This window comes from Streptomyces krungchingensis, assembly GCF_054729265.1.
Genome location: NZ_JBPUKY010000001.1, coordinates 1,618,308 through 1,635,919 on the forward strand (window position 1 = coordinate 1,618,308; position 17,612 = coordinate 1,635,919).

A 17,612-nucleotide genomic window follows, 5' to 3' on the forward strand; every position below is an offset into this window, starting at 1 on the left:
TGCTGTGCGCCATCTGTCCTTTCGCCGTGGGTCCTTCTTCTCGGGCGGCCCGGTGGGGGCACAGCGGGGCGGGGCCGGCGGGAGTTTGACGACAGGACCTAGGCGCACCGTGGCGAGGCTCGTTCCTTCGCCGTCCGCGATGTCCCGGAGCGACAGTTGGTCTTGTTCGTGCCAGGTACGCCATCGGCAGATGCAGGTGGCCGTGTGCTGGGTACGGCGGAACATGATCAGCGAGCCTCCCCGTTAACCAATCCCGTAACGGGCATTGATCCTCATAACGGCCTCTGAAGGCCCTCTCGGCCGCCAAGGCGTCCACCGACCCGGCCACCGGCCAGAAGGCTCTGGACTACATCGCCGAGATCGAGAAGATCTTCTGAGAGACCAAGAAGGCGTGACCTCCCGTCAGTCACCAGAGATGACCGGCGATCGGTACACCATCGTTGGCCTGCACACCGCGGGCGTCCCATGACGTGGGTACGCCGATCAAGGACAGTCGCGTCGGCAACTCCGGAGGACGAACAGCGGGTGGGCCGCGGGCACGGGCGTGTGTTGAGGCTGTTCCCGCAGGTATGTACCTTGCAGCGCGCAGCCGAATGAACAACGCGCCGATCCTGTGGTGAGGCGCGTGTTCTTCAGGTCACTCCGCACGCGCCGGTTCCCAAGTACTCCATGGGCTGCAGAAGCGCCCTGGCCTGGTTTCCTGGCATGCGCCGCTGCTCATCTGTTGGCGAGGTGTTGTTCAGCCCAGATGGTTTTGCCCTCCCGGGCATGCCGGGTTCCCCAGCGCTGGGCAAGCTGGGCCACCAGGAGTAGGCCACGCCCGCCCTCGTCGAATGTGCGGGCTCGCCGCAGGTGCGGCGCGGTACTGCTGCCGTCCGAGACCTCGCAGATGAGATTGCCGCGGTCGAGGATCAGCCGCAGCCGGATGGGAAGCTGACCGTAGCGGATAGCGTTCGTGACCAGTTCGCTGACCACGAGTTCGGTGGTGAACGTAGCCTCCTCAAGGCCCCACACTGTCAGCTGGTTGCGGGTGCTCTGGCGGGTCTGCGCGACGATCGCGGGGTCGTCGGAGGGGAGCTCCCAGGCTGCGACTTGTGCGGATCCCAAGCCGTGGGTGCGCGCGACAAGCAGAGCGATGTCGTCGTCAGGGTGGGTAGGAATCAGCTCTCTGAGTGCGGTGTCGCAGGTGACCTCCAGAGACGGGGCCGGTCGAGCGAGCGCATGGCGCAGGGTGGTGAGCGCCTTGTCGACGTCGGTTCCGTGCGCCTTGATGAGGCCGTCGGTGTAGAGGGCGAGCAGGCTTCCTTCCGGTAGGTCCACCTCAGCGGACTCGAAGGGCAGACCACCCAGGCCGAGTGGCGGACCTGCGGGGAGGTCGAGGACTCTGCTGGTGCCGTCGGGGCTGACGACGACCGGCGGGAGGTGGCCGGCCCGGGCAAGAACACAGCGGCGCGAGACCGGGTCGTACACGGCATACAGGCAGGTGGTACCCGCTCCGGCGGTTTCGCTGTCGGAGTCAGTGGCGGCTTCCGTACGAATGACGAGGTCGTCAAGGTGGGTGAGCAACTCATCGGGAGCCAGATCGATGTCCGCCAGGGTGCGTACTGCTGTGCGCAGTCGGCCCATGGTGGCGGATGCCTGAAGCCCGTGGCCGACGACATCGCCGATGACCAGGGCGATGCGTGCGCCTGAGAGCGGTACGACGTCGAACCAGTCGCCGCCCACTCCCGCCTCGCTCCCTGCGGGAGAGTAGCGTGAGGCGATGTCCAGCGCGGTCTGCTCGGGCAGCTTCTGCGGCAGCAGGTTCCGTTGCAGGGCCACGGCGGTGGTGCGCTCGCGGGTGTAGCGACGTGCGTTGTCGATGGCCACGGCCGCTGTGGCGCTGATCTCCTCGGCCAACAGCAGGTCGTCATGCTGGAAGGGCTCCGGGCGCCGGTGGCGGAAGAAGTGGGCCACGCCAAGGGGGGTGCCGCGGGCAGCGATGGGCACTTCCATCATCGACTCGAACCCGTAGTCACGGATCTTTGCGGCACGGGAAGGGTCCTGTCCCAGCCACTGGGTCAGGGCGGGATCAGTGATCTCGTGCCTTCTAGCGCGCCCTGTGACGAGGCACTCCACCGTAGGAGAAGACTGCGGGTGGCTGGAGAGGCCGCCCGGCTCGACTGTTGATTCGGGTACGCCGTCGAGTACGGACTGTTGGGCAACGCGGCGCAAGACAACCGGGCCGCTGAGGGAGCTGGCGGGAGGGTCATCGCCGCTGTCGATGGCGGCGAGCAGGTCGACGGCTGCATAGTCGGCGAACTGGGGAACGGCCATGTCGACCAACTCTTGCGCGGTGCGCGCCATGTCCAGAGTGCTGCCGATGACCGTGCTGGCCTTGTTGAGCAGCGAGAGCCGTTGACGAGCCTCATGCTGTTCGGTGATGTCATATGCCGCGAAGCACACTCCACGCAGCCGACCATCTGGGTCGGTCAGCGGCGAGAGAGAAACGGACCATGCGTGTTCCCGCCGCTCACCCGGGACACGCAGGAAGTTCACTAGATGCTCCCGCTGGCCGCTCTCCATGACGCGGCGCATCGCCCGCTCGGTCTTCTCGCTCTCCGGGTGCGGCACGGTCTCCGACATGCGCAGCCCACACATTTGCTCCTCAGGCAGAGCAACGGCGCGCCGCATGTCTGCGTTTGCAGACACCAATCTCAGGTCGGTGTCGTAGATCGCGAGAACGCAGGGTGACTTTTCGTATCCCCAGTGCAACATTTCGTCGCCGTAGCGGGGCTTTTCCTCCAGCTCCGCAGAACACTGCATGAACCACCATTCGGCAACGCGATGTTGTGCCAGCAGCACAACCGCGACGTGGCGGCCGTCCCGATGCCGCAAGACCGCCTTGCATTTCCAACTCTGCCGGTCGGCCAGTGATGACCAGACCGCATTGCCGTCGTCTTCGGTGAGTAGCTCTGTCACTGGCCGCCCCACGACCTCGTCGCGCTCGTAGCCGAGCAAACGCCGTGCACCCTCGCTCCATCCCGTCACGACTCCCGCGTCATCGGTGGTCGCCGTGGCGATCAACGACATCTTCGGAGGGGCGCCAGGACTTTCAGATACAGCGCCAGGTCGTTCCATGGCCGATCATCTCTTCCGGAAAAGCCGCAACCACTTGCCCTGGGTACTCGAGGTCATAAGAACACGTTCCCCTCAGTGTCGCCCGATAAGACCATCGACGACGCGGCGGCTGTGCGGACACACGCTCCGTGACTAATAGTCACGCTTCGGAAGCTCAGGCAGGAGAACGGACAGACTCGCCAGCACCATTGCGCAGCCTCCTGGGCGCGTCAGAACGATGTCGCAGATACCCGCTGCAGGGTCTGGCCGGCAACCACCGAGCAGGCCGTAATCGGTGAGGACAAGAACGGCATGCGGGCCTGACCGCTCTGCCGGGTCATCTCCGGCGTCGACCGCGGCTTCTCCAGCAAGTCCGGCCTCGTCTGCCCGTAGCGGGTAGGCGTCGGGGCGCTGGCGCGCGGATGCCTGCCCGCTACCCGCACGCATCGAGGCGTTCCGAGCCACTACCAGCATGTACGGTACGCGACAGCCTTCGGTGCAAGGGGGCAGACTCGTCTCCACCCCGGCAAACGCCGGATCATCCGCCACGGCCCCAGCGAGGCCGAACGGGATGCCACCGCCGCACCAAGGCCATCGAGCAGATCACCGGCGAACGCCAGCGAATGAGGCCGCACCGGGAGTCGGCCAGCGAGAAGGCCTGTGGCGAGGGTAGAAGCACTACTACCGCAGGGCCGGATGATCCGCGATCACCGTGCAACTCCCCGGAGCAATCTCAGTGAAGCCGGGGTCCCGCACCAATGGCAGCCCGCTCGTGGCGAGTTGCGGCCACTGCTCCGGTCGCGCGGTGCGCACGGCGAGCAGGAAACCCGCGTCGCGCCAGGCTGCACGTTTCTCGTCCGAAAGCTCCCACCAGGCGAGTTGGGCGCCGTGCCCAGCCTGCGCCATCGCCTTGCCCGCCGACATCTCGACGTCCGGGCTCATCCAGAGCACCGGCGTACCCGGGTCCGCCTCGGTTGGCGGCTCCGGATCCTCCAGGTCGGTGCCGGAGACCTGGAGCCGGGCCAGGTCCTTGGGCCAGCCGTCCAGCGGAACGGGCGGAAACACCCGTATCTTCGCCGACTGGCCCGTGATCGTGATCCCGGGCAACGCCCTGGCCCGCTGCCACTCGGCCCCACGCGCCCGCCGCACCACCTTCCGGATCCGCGCGTCCTGCCAGTCCCGCACCGCCTGCGCCCACTCGCCGTCACCCAGCGATCGCTCGTCACTCAACATGACCAGGACGGCCCGAGCCGCGGTTTCGAGGGCGTCGGTACGTGCGGGCGGCGCACCGCGCTCGATTCGGACGACGAGCGGCAGAACGAACTGCGGGGCTTGATCGCGGGGGCTGGTCCCGAACTGAAAGGGGCTGTCGCTCATGTGCGTCGCATCATGGGTCACGCTTCCAGTTTGCAACCCGCAGCGCGATCACCTCGATCAGTCGGTGTGCTGGGCCTCCTGCCACTCGCAGGCGGGGCAGAGAGTCCCCCTGGACCGATGCCCGGTCAGCTTCCGGCATAGCACGCACTCCGCGTACGGCGAGGCCGTCCGCCCCAGGCGGTCTCGTCGCGTCGATCAGGCAGTACTCATTGCCGCTGCCGCGCGTCATCGCTCATGTCTTCACTGTACGAACCTCACCGCAGCGCGCCCGCTGTCCCGATCAGCTTCACGAACCGGTACCCACGCCTCCGTAGCTCGGGCACAGGCCGCCGGATCCGCACTGCCGGTGCAGTGCATGACGACGACCGACCGGGTTCCACGCCCTCCAGAACCTGCCGCGCCGCGCGTCCGCGCCCATCTCGAAGGCGTCCCCGTTCGTCCCACTGCATGGCCGTCACACCGGCACCACTGATCTCGCGCAGTGCCGTGCGATCTAGCAACCGCTGGGTCTGCGCCAAGCAGAGGAGGGAGTTCTCGCCAACAGCGTGGGCTGGCCGGGCAGCGACGGCAGTTGTGGCACTCCTCAGGCCGAGGACATGTGTCGCAGCAAAGTGTCCTCAGGCGAACAGGGGCTGGAGGTCGATGTACACGCGGCCTTCGCGGATCCGGTCACCGTCGCGCCGGTACAGAGTCATGCCTGGCAACGTGACCTCGCTGCCGTCCTTGCGGGTGTAGGTCACGAGGGCCTCGAGGATCTGGGTGTCGCCCGCCTGATAGACGCCGAAGAGCTCGTGCCGCATTCCGTCGAGGGCGGCAAAGAATTCCCCGAGTCGGAAAGAAATCTCCTCGGGGCCATACATAGGAGGGTTGTTGGCGAAGGTGAACGAGGCGTCTTCGTGGAAGGAAGCCGCGAAGCCCGCGGCGTCGAGGGCGTCAGCGCGGTCGTAGAGTTCACGAAGCCAGGCGTCGGACATGGTGTACCTCCTTCAGCTCCCCGTCGGACCAGTTTTTTGTGTCAGCTCCTCGAGGCTTTTCGCACGTTCGAGTTCTGCCGGTGCCGTGGGGAGAGGATCGTAATGTGTAGGCCCCCAGCGCTTCAGCAAGCACTTGATGGGGATGGGTGGTCCGGAACGCGGTTGGCTGGGTGGGCGAGTTTGAGCGCAGTCGCCTGCTGCTTCCGGATCGCAACGTGCCCCGGCCTGTAGAGTCGGCCAAGCGCTCGAGGCGTTCCCGGCGGGATCCGCCAGACCGGCCGTAGTGATGGCCACGAGGGGCGTTGAACCCTTGAGGCCTAAGCGGTGTACTGGGTGAGCAAGAGCAATCGTTCGGCGTGGGCAGTGAATCTGTTCGCCGGGCCCTCCGGCGACTCGCTGCACAGGCTCAAACGCACTAGCGAGTGTGCCGTGTGCGTGTCGTTCATCGAGGTCGGAGAGAGCACAGCGCCCTCCGTGCGGGATCTGCGGACGGGTCAGACTGTAACTCCACCACGGACCGCTGTACAGATCTCGCTTCTGTTCTCTAGAACTGTGATTCGCTCGACGAGGCGGGCGCCCACATCCCCGGCACTAACCGAAGGATTCTGGGGCCTCAGACGAGGAGGGTGGTGAGTCGTTTCGCCGCCTCGCGCAACAGGTCGGCGGTGCGTGCACACTTCGCTTCGTCCATGCGTGCCGCGGGGGCGGCCACGCTGATCGCGACGAGCGGCCAGGCCCCGTGCGCGGGGATGGCGACGGCCAGGGAGCCGACCCCTTCCTCGCTCTCGCCGTGGTTGACGGCATACCCGCGCTGGCGTACCCGCTCCAGCTCGGCAAGCAGGTCCGAGCGCCGGCGGATCGTGTGCATCGTGACCGGTGCCAGCGCCTCACCGCGATAGAGGCCCTGCACCGCCTCGACGGACAGTTCCGCGAGCATCGCCTTCCCGAGGCTGGTCGCGTACGCCGGAAGCGCCCGACCGACCCGCCCCGCTACCCGCAGGGCCAACTCGCTCTCGATGCCGTCGACGAAACGCACCTGCCCGTCCTCGAGAACACCGAGGTGTGCCGTCTCGCCGGTCGCGGCGGCCAGTTCCTCCAGGACCGGCCGGGCCACCACACGCACGTCCATCCGCGCCACCGTCGCCAGCCCGATCTCCACCAGGGCAGGCCCCGTCCGGTAGGTCCGGCTCGCCGGATCCTGCACCACGAACCCGTGATAGACCAACATCGCCAGCAGCCGGTGCGCCCTGGACTTGCCGATGTCCAGCGCCGTCGGCACGTCGCTCAGCCGCAGCTCGCTCCGGTCGCGAAACAGCAGCAACAGACTCAATGCCTTGTCGACCGCCTCGATCGGATACTGCGGCGCCGGGCGATCCTCGGCAATGTTCTCCATGACAGAACATTCTGCCGCACGGGTGACCCTCACAACGACACACCGCACAACACGGATGGCACGCGCCTGCCGGGCAGGCTGCAGGCGGGATTCTGCGAGCAGGCTCCAGGTGCGTTCCCCATCAAATTCTCACTGCCAGAACCCCAGGCCGCCCTCAGCGCCCCGGTTGCACAACCGTCCGAGCTGGGCCGCTCACGCACCCATGGCCCCTCTCGGCGTTCAGCCAGCACAGCAGAGATCGAGGAGGCTCCCAGCGGTCACCCGCCCGGCCGCATAGCCCATCATTGTTCTATTCATTGACACCTTGATTCTGCCTGATAAAACTTACCGCATCGGTTGTGCCAATGGAGGTACTCATGACTGACTCCGCTTCCGGTCTTCGGCTGGGTCTGGTCCTGCCCCCCTGCCCCAACCCGGAGGAACTCTCGGCGACGGTGGCCTGTGCCGACGAGAGCGGCCTGCACTCGCTGTGGGTCACTGATCGGACCGTCGCTGGCATGCCGTGGCTCGACGGCCTGACCCTCCTGGGAGCTCTCGCCGCCACCACGCGCCGCGTCGAGATCGGCACCTCGGTGCTGGTGCTCTCGCGCCGCAACCCCGTTCACGTAGCGCATGCGCTGGCCACGGTCGAGTACCTGTCGGGCGGTCGGCTCATCGCTGGCATCGGTGTCGGCAATACCCATGTGTCGCTTCCGGAATTCGAGATCGCCGGGGTCGACCCCGCACAGCGCGGCCGCCTGACCGACGAGTACGTGGGGCTGCTGCGCCGGCTGTGGAGCGAGGAAGAGGTCGACCACGTCGGGGACGGCTGGCGCTGCTCGAAGATCGGCTTGCTGCCTAGACCTGCGCGGCAGGTCCCCGTGTGGATCGGCGGCTCCTCGCCTGCCTCACGCAGACGCGCGGGCCGTATCGGCGATGGGTGGCTGTCCGTCTTCAGTTCACCGAAGCAGCATGCCAGCCAGTGGGCCGAGGTGCAGGCCGCGGCCGAGGCCAGTAGCCGCGCCCCGGCGGCCATCGTTCCCGGAACCTATCTGTTCGGGGCGATCGGCACCGACGGAGACGCCTCTCGGCAGTTGCTCGACCGAACCCTGCAGGGCTTCTTGAATCTTCCGCTCACTGCCGTGGCCGACAGCTGTGTCTGGGGAACGCCCGAGCAGTGGCTGGAGCGCCTCGCCGAGTGGCACGACGCCGGAGCGCAGCACGTCAATGTCGCGCTGTTCTCCAACCAGCTGGAACGTGATGCCCGTCTGGTGGCCGAGCACGTCGTGCCGCACCTGGCCCGACCGGCCAGGCCTACGTAGGGCAGCCGACGAGAGAGACGATCAATCGTGTACGACCTGCCCGACATCGTTCACCGGCTCGCCCGGCCCCCTGCCTCATGGCAGCTGCCCGCCGTCGCAACCGCCTGATCCGAGAATCTGGAGAAAGTGATGTCCCAGCACAACCCCGACGGGCAGACCGCCGGACCGCCACCGAACGTGCATCTGTGGAGCCGGGACGGCTTCAACGGTGACATCTGCGTCACCGCGAGGCCTTATCCGATCTTCGCCTACACCTCGGTCGAGGGGGCGCATGCCCCGCATCGTCTCGACATCCACGACCTAGACCTGCCCGATGCGCGCGATGCCAGCGCCTTGCCGGTCGTCTTCGCCTCCAGCCGCAATGACGTGACCCTGTCCGCCTCGGCCCGTTCGGCGCCCACCCCCTTCGCCTGGCGCAATGCGGAGAACGACGAGCTGCACTTCGTGCAGGACGGCACGCTCGACTACGTCACCGACTTCGGCACGCTACGCGCCGAGCCGGGCGATTTCGTGTGCCTGCCTAGGGCGGTCACCTACCGTGTCGTCCCGGTCAGCACGCCAACGCTGCGCATCATCATGGAGACGCCCGAGCAGCTGACCCTCAAACCCCCGGCGCCTTTCGGGATGATCAACACCAGCCGGGATGTGAGGCGTCCTGACCCCGCCCGCAGCTCCCACGAAGAGGGGGAGGTCCAGCTGCTGGTCAAGGCGTTCGACGGCGTGACCCGCTACACCCTGCCCCGCGACCCGCTGGCGCTCCTCGGCGTGATCGGCGGCGAGATTCCCGTCTGGAAGCTCAACCTGGCCGCGATCCAGCCACTCACGTATTTGCCGCACGGGGGGCCGCCGACGTCGTTCGCCGAGACGCCGAGCGGCGACGTACTGCTGTACACACTGAGCGCCCGTCCCGGGAGGCGTCCGCCGATGCACCACAACGCGGACTTCGACGAGCTCATCTTCTACTTCCGCGGGCCCGGCGCCTACGGGGACCTGACCAAGCCCGGCAGCCTTGCCTGGACGCCCAAGTCCGTCACGCACTGGGGCCCCGTCGAAGACGTGCCCGAGGGATATCTGGCATGGCTGCTGGAGAGCATCGGAACCTTCCGGCTCAGCCCCGAGGGCCTGTCAGCAGCCGCTCCGATGGAAACCGGCCTCTTCGGCCTCCAGTCGGACCCTGAGAGAGAGGAATCAGCATGAGCGCCGTCGAAACCGCACCCGGCGTCAGCCGGCCGCCTTGGCTGGACGACTTCACCGCCGCCATCGACAGCATGGACGTCGAAAAGATGCTGCCCTTCTTCGCGTCCGACGCAGTCTTCACCTTCGGCAACAACCCTCCCATGTCGGGCCACGCCGACATCCGCACGAGCATTGGCGCCTTCTTCCGGAGCGTCGCCAGCCTCCACCACACCGTGCAGTCCTGCTGGCAGCCCGTCTCCGATGTCGTGGTCGTGGAATTCCTGACCACGTACACCCGGCTCGACAGCCGCCAGGTCAAGCTCGCCGCGGGTGCGGTCTTCCGCATGAGCGACGAGCGGATCGCCGAGTACCGGGTCTACGCCGACCTGGCACCGGTCTTCGCCCCGTAACGGCACACTCCTCCGGCCTGCCCGGCGAGCAAGCTGACGCACCATCAATAGCACTACTAGGGAGCCAATTGTGACCACGCCCCCCGCCCTGTGGGAAGCCGCCCGTGCAGAGATGGAGGAGTACGCGTTCACCGCGGATCCTCGACTCCAGCCGCAGTGGGACGTCCCCCGGAAGATCGCGATCAACGTGGCCGTGGCCGGCCGGTCCGGGGACGTCGACTCGGCCGACTACCCCGTGGACGTCGAGGAGTACATCGACGCCGCCTCCAGCGTCATCGAGGCCGGTGCGTGCGGCGTGCACATCGACTTCACCTGGGTGACCGACTCCAAGGGGCGCCGTCTGGACAAGGACCTCCCCTCCACCGAGGCCTACGGCCTCGTGCTGGAGCCGCTGCGCAAGCGCTTCGGCAACGACTTCGTGCCCAACCTGAACATCCTCAACGGCAAGACCTTCGACGAGTGCCTTGGCCCCATCCGCACGGGGCAGGCCGAAGTGGCCCCCTGTGCGGCCGGCCACCCCGAGGCGTTCGCCGTTCCTGCGGTCAAGGCCGTGCAGGAGCACGGGATCAGCCCGGAGATCGTCGTGCACAGCTCGGGCGAGGTCGAGTTCGCCAAGCGTCGGTTCTTCGACACCGGCGTCATCGCCCCCGGCACCCAGACCAACTGGATCGTCCTCTACGCCCTCCCCGTCGACATCGGCCGCACCCTTATCTCCGGGGCCTGGGCCAGCGACACCAAGTCCATGGCCACCCACCTGTTCCTCATGGCCGACCAGATCCGCCAGATCGACCCCAACGCCGCCATCACGGTCTGCAACGCCGGCCGGGCCGGCCTGTACATCCCCACGCTGGCCGCCATGATGGGGCTCAACATCCGCGTGGGTCTTGAGGACAGCATGTGGAAGAACCCCAACAGCGATGAGCTGAACAAGAGCAACCTGGAGCTCTTCACCCGGGCGCGCGACATCGCCGCCCTGCTCGGCCGCACCCCCGCCACCGCCGACGAGTACCGGGCGATGGTCGGCTTGCCCACGCGCGGCTGATCTCACTCCGACACCAAGGGAGCAGCATCGTGCTGCCCCCAACCTATTTCTCTCCGTGACGCTGATCAGACGGCCCATCCGGCACGGTTCCCGACAGGAATGAGGACACGCGGCATGAGCTCACACGCAGGACGGCTCTCCGGCAAGAGAGTTTTGATCACTGGCTCAGGGGGCGGGCAAGGAGAAGCCGCCCAAGCCCTCTGCGCGCGGGAGGGCGCACGCGTCGTCGGGTGTGACGCGGTGTCCGGCGCCGCCGAGAGCGCGGCTCACAAGCTGGCGGCAGACGGCTACGACACCAACGGCCACACGATCGACCTGACCGACCCCGAGGCAGCCCACGCCTGGGTGGAAGGCGCCGCAGCCAGTCTCGGTAGCATCGACATGCTCCACAACAACGCGGCCGGCTTCGGGGTCGCACCCTTCGCCGACTTCACCCTCGCGGCCGAGGGCGCCCCCGGCGGCATCCGTGCCAACGCGATATCGCCCGGCTTCGTCTCGTCGACGGCCACCGATGTGGCCATGGACGACGACGCGCGAAATTACATACTCGGCATGCACCTGATCCAGCAGCCCGGAACCGGGCAGGACGTCGCCGCCTACGTGCTGTACCTGGCCTCCGACGAATCGAGCTGGGTGACCGGTCAGAAAATCTGCATCGACGGCGGCTTGACCGCGGGGTATCGCTGAGTCACATGCCTGGTCACGGGAGGTCAGGGCGCCGTTGTGGGCGACGGCGGGAACGCTATTGGGTATGCGCGCCTCAGTCATCTGTTTTCTGGGCCGTGCCGATGCTCTGAGGGTGCGCCGAGCGGGTTCAGGCCGTCTCGGATTCCTGGTGCGCAACCGCCGAGTACGGCAGCATCCTGCCCTCGTCGTCCACGGGGGCGCCGGCCCACACCCGCAGGGCGTCCATGGCAGGCCCCAAGCCCATGCCGCGCCCGGTGAGCCGGTAGGTCACTGCGACCGGCGGTCCCGCCTCCACTTCACGCTCGACCAGGCCCATGTCCTGAAGCTCCGAGAGGCGGTCACTCAGTACGCGCTTGGACAGGGAGGGCACAGCTGCGTGAAGTTCGCCGAAGCGGGCGGGACGCTGCAGCAGCAGATCGATCAGCAGGCCCGTCCAACGCTTGCCCAGCAGATGAAAGACGTCCTCGGTGTACGAGCAGGTGTGCAGCGGCAGGCGGGTCACGGTCATGCCGTCCAGGATACGGAACTCGCATCGTTTGCGATACCTGGTGCTAAGAAGTAACCTGATTACATCAGCGCACTCCGGTGCGGGTGCGGTGGCCGCACCCCAAGGTCACCAGCAGGCTCGCTGCCGCGTTCGTCGCGAAGGCCCGCCGGCACCTGCTACGCGCCGTTCGCAACGACGCGTGCCCGCCCGGGCTTCGCATCCGCCAACCCCTGCAAGGAGCTCAGACATGACCGCCTCTTCCGCCACCCTCCCGCTGCACGGAAAGGTCGCCGTCATCCCCGGCGGCACCGGAAACGTCGGCGAGGGCATCGTCCGTGCCTTCCTCAAGGCGGGAGCGACCGTCGTCGTCCCCACCCGCAGCAAGGACCGCTTCACGGCACTGACCAAGCTGATCGGCCCCGAGCTGTCCAGCCAACTCAAGGCGGCAACAGGTGCCTACGGAAGCTTCGCCTCGGCCCGTGCCCTGGCCGAAAGCATCGCCTCCGAGCACGGCCGCATCGACCACGTCGTCGCCTCCATTGGCGGTTGGTGGATGGGCAAGACCCTGTGGGACACCGGCGAGGCCGAGTGGCAGGAGTTCTTCATCGACACCACCACCGCCCACATGGCCGTGGCACGCGCCTTCGTGCCTCGCCTCTCGCCGGAGGGCAGCTACACGGTGATCTCCGGATTCTCCGCGCAGAGGCCCTACCCGGGTGCTGGCATCGTCAGCATGCACGGCGCCGCCCTGCTGATGATGCGCGAGGCCCTGAGCGCCGAGCTGCAAGGCCAGCGTCGGGTCAACGACCTCGTCCTGGGTCCGATCATCAACCGCAGCCGCCCCTCCGGTGCCCACGACTGGCTCACCGCCGACCAGGTCGGCGAAGCCGCGGTCACCGTCGCCACCTCCCGTGCCATCACGGACGAACACATCCTCATCGAGACCTCTAGCGACCTGCAGCGCAGGCTGCCCGGCATCGGTGCCTGACATCCGCTGTGCCACTGGGTGCGATGGCGGCATGGGGCTGGGACCGCAATCGCATGGCCCGCAGGGGGATCTGGATCCGGCCCGAGACCCACCGTCGCCGAGACAGGTCCCCCCTGCGCGCCGCGAGAGACAACTGCCTGAAACGACTCACCATGCGACGACCTGCCGGGAAGGTTACGGTGCGGCACTCTCTGCCAGTTGCAACTCAACACGACGGCGAAACGGCAACCAGCTCCACCGCGGTGCTGGAGGCCCTGCGCACCCCGCCACCCAAGGAGCGAGCGGACGCAGCACGCAACCGCGGCGCCGTGCTGGAGGCCGCTGCGCGGCTGTTCGCCGAACGGGGCGTCGAAGCCATCACCATGGATGACGTGGCTGCGACCGCAGGCGTCGGTAAAGGCACGGTGTTCCGCCGATTCGGCGACAAATCCGGGCTGGCCGCTGCGCTGCTCGACGCCCGTACCGGTGTCCTGCAGAAGGCTGTGCTGTACGGGCCGCCGCCGTTGGGGCCGGGAGCCCCGGCCGTCGACCGTCTTACGGCATTCGTCGACGCCTACTTCAGCTACCTGCTGGAGCACCTGGCCCTCCTGCGGATCTCCGAAACCACTGCACCAGGAGCCCGCTACCGGATCGGCGCCTACCGGTTCTGGCACCGCCACCTCACGATCCTGCTCGCCACGCTCCCCGACCCGGAGAGCACCGCCCACACCCTGCTCGCCGCCCTGGCGGCCGAGCACGTCGCCGCACTCCTGCCGGATCTCGGCGAAGAGCGGATGCGAGGCTGCCTCATACGCCTTGCGCAATCAGTGATTGCGGAGCTTGAACCTCACGGCGACTGCGCTGAAGACGACGGAAGGTGACGCTGTGCGCTTGCGATGGCGGAACGCCGCAACCTGTTCGCTGTGCCTGATCGCCGTTATTTCCGCGGCATGCGCAGCATCTTGGCTGCATAGAAGCGGCCACGAACTGATGTCCAGTGTCAGTACTGCGGTCGGCGCCACCGCGTTGGCGCTCTGCTGACTGGCAGTCTCCCGGGAGTTCTTGCCGCGAGGCTCACAACGTCTGCCAAGGATCGGCCGCTCGCGGGAGAAGCGTCGCGGCTCTGGCTCCTGGAAGTGAGCCAGCGACGGCTCCACGCGGCGGCGCAGTTGGATGTTGCTGTGCCAGCCCGGCCAATCAATTGCGAGTAAGGACCTAGCCATGGTCCTCAAGCAGAGGCATGTAGATGGTGGCGTCGACGTCGCAGCGGATCCCGGATAGCGGTTCCATTACCAGACGCCGCCGAACCCACCCGCCTTCTCGATCACACGCACCTGCGGCACGCCCGCCTTGCGCAGTTCTGCGCCGGCGATCGGTCCGGTGAAGCCGCCGACGACGATGTCGACCTCGTCGACCAGCGGCGCACGGTCGAGCGGCTCGGCGTAGGGATCTGCGGCGGATACGGCGTCGCTCGACGCGACGAGCTGACGGGGGCGCCCGCTCTGCGGGCCGCCGTTCATCGGCCTCCTCCCAATACTTGCGACGGATCGCGACCGGATCGAAACCAAGACCGTCGAGGGGCGAGGGTTCCTTGCTCATTCGATTCCCTTGTTCGTGCGAGGTTTCAGGGGGATGAAGGGTGAACATGCCGCGCCCGGCCGCCGGGGCGGCGCAGTGACAGACTCCTCGAGCAACCTCACGACGTCAGCTCGTCGCCGGACGGTGCGTGCGTTCGTGTTGGGGGCGATCGTGCGGCCGGCGTGTGCATGATTGTGTTGACGGCCGACGCGGGGGCGATCTTTTTGCTGGGCAGGACGAGCGGAAGACGGAACGGGGCGATCACGGCGAGCACGTCGACCGGTGCGCGAAGCAATGCAGGTGGCGAGGGCTGCCGCAGGGGGCTTGCCGACGTTGAATGCCTCCAGCTCGGCGAACTCCTCCACCCACTCGCGCAGCAGCTCGGCCGCGCGCATCAGGACCTGGCCGCGCTCGCGCGGGTTCATCCGCGGCCAGGGCCCCTGCTCGAAGGGCCGGTGCGCAGCGTCGGCCGCCCGTGCGGCGTCGGCCTCGTCCGCCATCGTGGGGCCTCGCCGGTCGCTGGTTCCAGCAGATCCCTGGTTGCCTCGGCGGCCGCCGGTTCCCACTGCCCGCCGATGAACAGGCCGTCCGGAGCCACCTCGACGCTCGGCCGCGCCTGCTTCATCGTTGCCACAGAGACCTCCTCGTCCTGGTGTGCGCTGAGCCTCACCCCGGGACGAGGGCCGGGACACGGGTAGAGCCACCCCCTTTCCGATACCCGTAGGTCCTATCTGCCGCCGGAAGTGGCCATCCAGGCGGCCACCTGGGCGCGCGAGCTGAACCCGAGCTTGGCCAGGATGCGCTCGACATGCCCCTCGACGGTGCGCGGCGACAGCACGAGCGACTCGGCGATCTGGCGGTTGCTCAGGCCCTCCGTCACGAGCGCGGCCACCTCGCGCTCGCGCCGCGTGAGCACGTTGTCCGCGGCAGCAGGTGCCACGGCGGGCCGCACAGCGGTGGGACCGTCGAGCGCGTAGGCGATGGCCCGGTCGTGATCCATCCGGCCGCCCTCACCAAGCGCGGCCTCCCAGCGGTCGGCACGCAGCGCCCGCAGCACCTGGCGCTCGCAGCGGGTGTGATGGTCGCTCAGATGCGGTCCGAAGGCGGACAGCGACGTGCCGGTCGCGCGCCACATCGAACGGATCGCGCCGAGCAGCCGGGCGGCATGGACGTACTCCTTCTTGGAGGCGGCGATCCACGCCAGCAGTTCGATCATCACTGCGGTGCCGACATGGTCGTTGAAGCCGCGCTGAATCTCCAGTCCCGCACGGGCGAGGGCGGTCGCCGAGTCGAGCTCTTCGTGCGCCCAGGCGTACAGTCCCAGGGCGTACAGTGCGTACGAGCGGCTCCACCGCTCGCCGAGCTGCTCACTGATCGCGATCGCCCGCTCGCCCGTTTCCGCCGCCCGATCGTCGCTGGCGTGGGCGTGCGCGATAGCAGCCTGGAAATCCGTGAAAACGATGCCGCCGGTGTGCCCTGTCGCAGTGAGGCCGGCCAACGCGGCCTCGAAGTGGTCGAGCGCCTCGGGCAGCTGGCCGCGGAATAGCGCGGCCGTACCCCGCAGGCTCAACGTCATATACAGCGCCACCTCGTCGCCGAGTTCCGTGGCGAGTTTCTCGCACTCTGCCAGCCGGGCCTCGGCGCCGTCGCAGTCGCCCTGCTGCAGCATGACCCAGCCGACCGCCCACAGGGCCGTGGGCCGTTCGGGTGGTGGTGGTCCGGGTAGGTCGAGGGCGCGGTCGAGCCAGCGGCGGCCTTCGCTCAGGAACCCGTCGGCGCACCAGTGATAGCGCAGCGCCGCGACCAGGCTCAGGGCTTGTTGTGCCTGGCCGGTGCTGATGGACCAGTCCAGTGCGGCCGCCAGGTTGCCGTGGTCGGCGCGGAACCGGGCCAGCGCCTCCTCCTGGCCGGGCCCGTACCAGGTGGCCGCGATTCGCTCGGCCATCTCGCCGAAGAACTCCTGGTGACGGGTGCGCAGCGCGGTGTGCTCGTCGGAGGCCGCCAGCCGTTCCCAGCCGTACTCGCGGATCGTCTCGAGCATCCGGTAGCGCACCCGTCCCTCGCGCTCCACGGTGTGCACAACCGACTGCGCGACCAGGTGGTCGACCAGGTCCACGATCCGCGTGCGCGGCAGCCGGTCGTCGGCGCACACCCCTTCGGCGGCCGCGAGGTCGAAGCCGCCCGCGAACACCGAAAGCCGCGCCCACAGCAGCCGTTCCTCCGCCGAGCACAGCTCATGACTCCAGTCGATCAGCGCGCGCAGGGTGCGCTGGCGGGGCAGTGCGGCTGGGCTGCCTCCGGTCAGCAGCGCGAAGCGGTCCTCCAGCCGGTCGACGACCTCGCCCAGCGGCAGCGAGCGCAGCCGGGACGCGGCCAGCTCGATGGCCAGCGGGATGCCGTCCAGGCGGGCGCACAGCCGGGCCACTTCCGCCCGGTTGGCGTCGGACACAGCGAAGCCGGGCTTGATGGCTGTCGCCCGGTCCACCAACAGGTGCACCGACTCGTACCGGTCGAGCACGTCCGCCGGGGGCGGGGCGTCCGGGTCGGGAACCGACAGCGGCGGCACCTGGTAGACGTGTTCTCCGGCGATGCCCAGCACCTGCCGGCTGGTGGCCAGCACCCGCACCCGGGCGCAGCCGCGCAGCAGCTGGTCGGCGAGGACGCCGCAGGCCTCGGCCAGATGCTCGCAGTTGTCCAGCACGATCAGGGCCTGGCGCCGGGCCAGGTGGTCGATGAGCTGCTCGACCGGCGGTTTGGTGGACTGGTCGGGAATCCCCAGCGCGCTCACCACGGCCTGCGCGACCAGCTCCGGCTGCCGCACCGGGGCGAGGTCGGCCAACCAGACCCCGTCCGCGAACGCCGTGTGCACCTCGGTGCCGGTCTCGATGGCCAGCCGTGTCTTGCCGACCCCGCCCACCCCGGTCAATGTCACCAGTCGGGCGGCGCCGAGGAGTCTGCGGACCTCGCCGATCTCCTGGCCCCGGCCGACAAAGCTGGTGACCCCGGCGGGCAGGTTACCCACGCCGCCAAGGGATGTTCGGTTGACCATGCGGCTCAGATCCAATCGCTCAACGGCATCCATAATGGTCCACACACTCAGACCATGCCGCTGCGGGCCCAC

The 17,612-nt window shown here is 68.0% G+C and carries 15 protein-coding genes and 1 pseudogene; 8 read left to right on the forward strand and 8 right to left on the reverse strand.

Annotated features, from left to right (window positions below):
* Positions 1–284 precede the first annotated feature (284 nt).
* A pseudogene (locus tag ACSYGO_RS07415) lies at positions 285–377 on the forward strand (superoxide dismutase, Ni); the annotation flags it as partial.
* Between the two features lie 340 nt (positions 378–717).
* On the opposite strand, the gene ACSYGO_RS07420 reads toward ACSYGO_RS07415, so the two are convergent.
* From ACSYGO_RS07420 to ACSYGO_RS07435, 4 genes are all read right to left on the reverse strand, one after another.
* Positions 718–3,072: a SpoIIE family protein phosphatase gene (locus tag ACSYGO_RS07420; RefSeq protein ID WP_460386231.1), complete on the reverse strand. Its 2,355-nt coding sequence runs from the start codon at positions 3,070–3,072 to the stop codon at positions 718–720.
* 708 nt (positions 3,073–3,780) lie between these two features.
* Positions 3,781–4,476 carry a peptidyl-tRNA hydrolase gene (locus tag ACSYGO_RS07425; RefSeq protein ID WP_460389682.1) on the reverse strand — a complete coding sequence of 232 codons (696 nt, stop codon included), beginning with the start codon at positions 4,474–4,476 and terminating at the stop codon, positions 3,781–3,783.
* Between the two features lie 617 nt (positions 4,477–5,093).
* A complete protein-coding gene (locus ACSYGO_RS07430; protein ID WP_460386232.1) occupies positions 5,094–5,450 on the reverse strand; it encodes a nuclear transport factor 2 family protein in 357 nt (118 codons plus the stop codon).
* Between the two features lie 613 nt (positions 5,451–6,063).
* Positions 6,064–6,843 carry an IclR family transcriptional regulator gene (locus ACSYGO_RS07435; RefSeq protein ID WP_460386217.1) on the reverse strand — a complete coding sequence of 260 codons (780 nt, stop codon included), beginning with the start codon at positions 6,841–6,843 and terminating at the stop codon, positions 6,064–6,066.
* A gap of 356 nt (positions 6,844–7,199) precedes the next feature.
* Here ACSYGO_RS07435 and ACSYGO_RS07440 point away from each other — a divergent pair, with 356 nt between their 5' ends.
* From ACSYGO_RS07440 to ACSYGO_RS07460, 5 genes are all read left to right on the forward strand, one after another.
* Entirely contained in the window at positions 7,200–8,144 is a 945-nt protein-coding gene (locus ACSYGO_RS07440; RefSeq protein WP_460386233.1) for an LLM class flavin-dependent oxidoreductase, read from the forward strand.
* 129 nt (positions 8,145–8,273) lie between these two features.
* Positions 8,274–9,341 carry a homogentisate 1,2-dioxygenase gene (locus ACSYGO_RS07445; RefSeq protein ID WP_460386234.1) on the forward strand — a complete coding sequence of 356 codons (1,068 nt, stop codon included), beginning with the start codon at positions 8,274–8,276 and terminating at the stop codon, positions 9,339–9,341.
* Positions 9,338–9,730 (forward strand): nuclear transport factor 2 family protein, encoded by a 393-nt coding sequence (locus tag ACSYGO_RS07450; protein WP_460386235.1) that lies wholly within the window; start codon positions 9,338–9,340, stop codon positions 9,728–9,730. Before ACSYGO_RS07445 ends, ACSYGO_RS07450 begins: the two co-directional genes overlap by 4 nt.
* 70 nt (positions 9,731–9,800) lie before the next feature.
* Complete coding sequence (locus tag ACSYGO_RS07455; RefSeq protein ID WP_460386236.1) at positions 9,801–10,772, forward strand: 3-keto-5-aminohexanoate cleavage protein; 972 nt, start codon at positions 9,801–9,803, stop codon at positions 10,770–10,772.
* A 114-nt stretch (positions 10,773–10,886) separates the two neighbouring features.
* A complete protein-coding gene (locus ACSYGO_RS07460) occupies positions 10,887–11,459 on the forward strand; it encodes an SDR family NAD(P)-dependent oxidoreductase (protein ID WP_460386237.1) in 573 nt (190 codons plus the stop codon).
* A 127-nt stretch (positions 11,460–11,586) separates the two neighbouring features.
* On the opposite strand, the gene ACSYGO_RS07465 is transcribed toward ACSYGO_RS07460, so the two are convergent.
* Positions 11,587–11,967: a winged helix-turn-helix transcriptional regulator gene (locus ACSYGO_RS07465; RefSeq protein ID WP_460386238.1), complete on the reverse strand. Its 381-nt coding sequence runs from the start codon at positions 11,965–11,967 to the stop codon at positions 11,587–11,589.
* A 226-nt stretch (positions 11,968–12,193) separates the two neighbouring features.
* Between ACSYGO_RS07465 and ACSYGO_RS07470 the strand changes: the two genes are divergently transcribed.
* Entirely contained in the window at positions 12,194–12,934 is a 741-nt protein-coding gene (locus ACSYGO_RS07470) for an SDR family NAD(P)-dependent oxidoreductase (RefSeq protein ID WP_460386239.1), read from the forward strand.
* A 179-nt stretch (positions 12,935–13,113) separates the two neighbouring features.
* A complete protein-coding gene (locus ACSYGO_RS07475) occupies positions 13,114–13,794 on the forward strand; it encodes a TetR/AcrR family transcriptional regulator (protein WP_460386240.1) in 681 nt (226 codons plus the stop codon).
* Positions 13,795–14,202: 408 nt separating this feature from the next.
* Here ACSYGO_RS07475 and ACSYGO_RS07480 read toward each other — a convergent pair whose 3' ends face one another.
* The 3 genes from ACSYGO_RS07480 to ACSYGO_RS07490 all read right to left on the reverse strand — a co-directional run bounded on the left by ACSYGO_RS07480 (position 14,203) and on the right by ACSYGO_RS07490 (position 17,513).
* Entirely contained in the window at positions 14,203–14,433 is a 231-nt protein-coding gene (locus ACSYGO_RS07480) for a hypothetical protein (protein WP_460386241.1), read from the reverse strand.
* A 75-nt stretch (positions 14,434–14,508) separates the two neighbouring features.
* Entirely contained in the window at positions 14,509–14,991 is a 483-nt protein-coding gene (locus tag ACSYGO_RS07485; protein WP_460386242.1) for an aldehyde dehydrogenase family protein, read from the reverse strand.
* Between the two features lie 227 nt (positions 14,992–15,218).
* The gene (locus ACSYGO_RS07490) at positions 15,219–17,513 is read right to left on the reverse strand and encodes an ATP-binding protein (RefSeq protein ID WP_460386243.1); all 2,295 of its coding nucleotides are present in this window, start codon (positions 17,511–17,513) and stop codon (positions 15,219–15,221) included.
* Between the last annotated feature and the right edge of the window lie 99 nt (positions 17,514–17,612).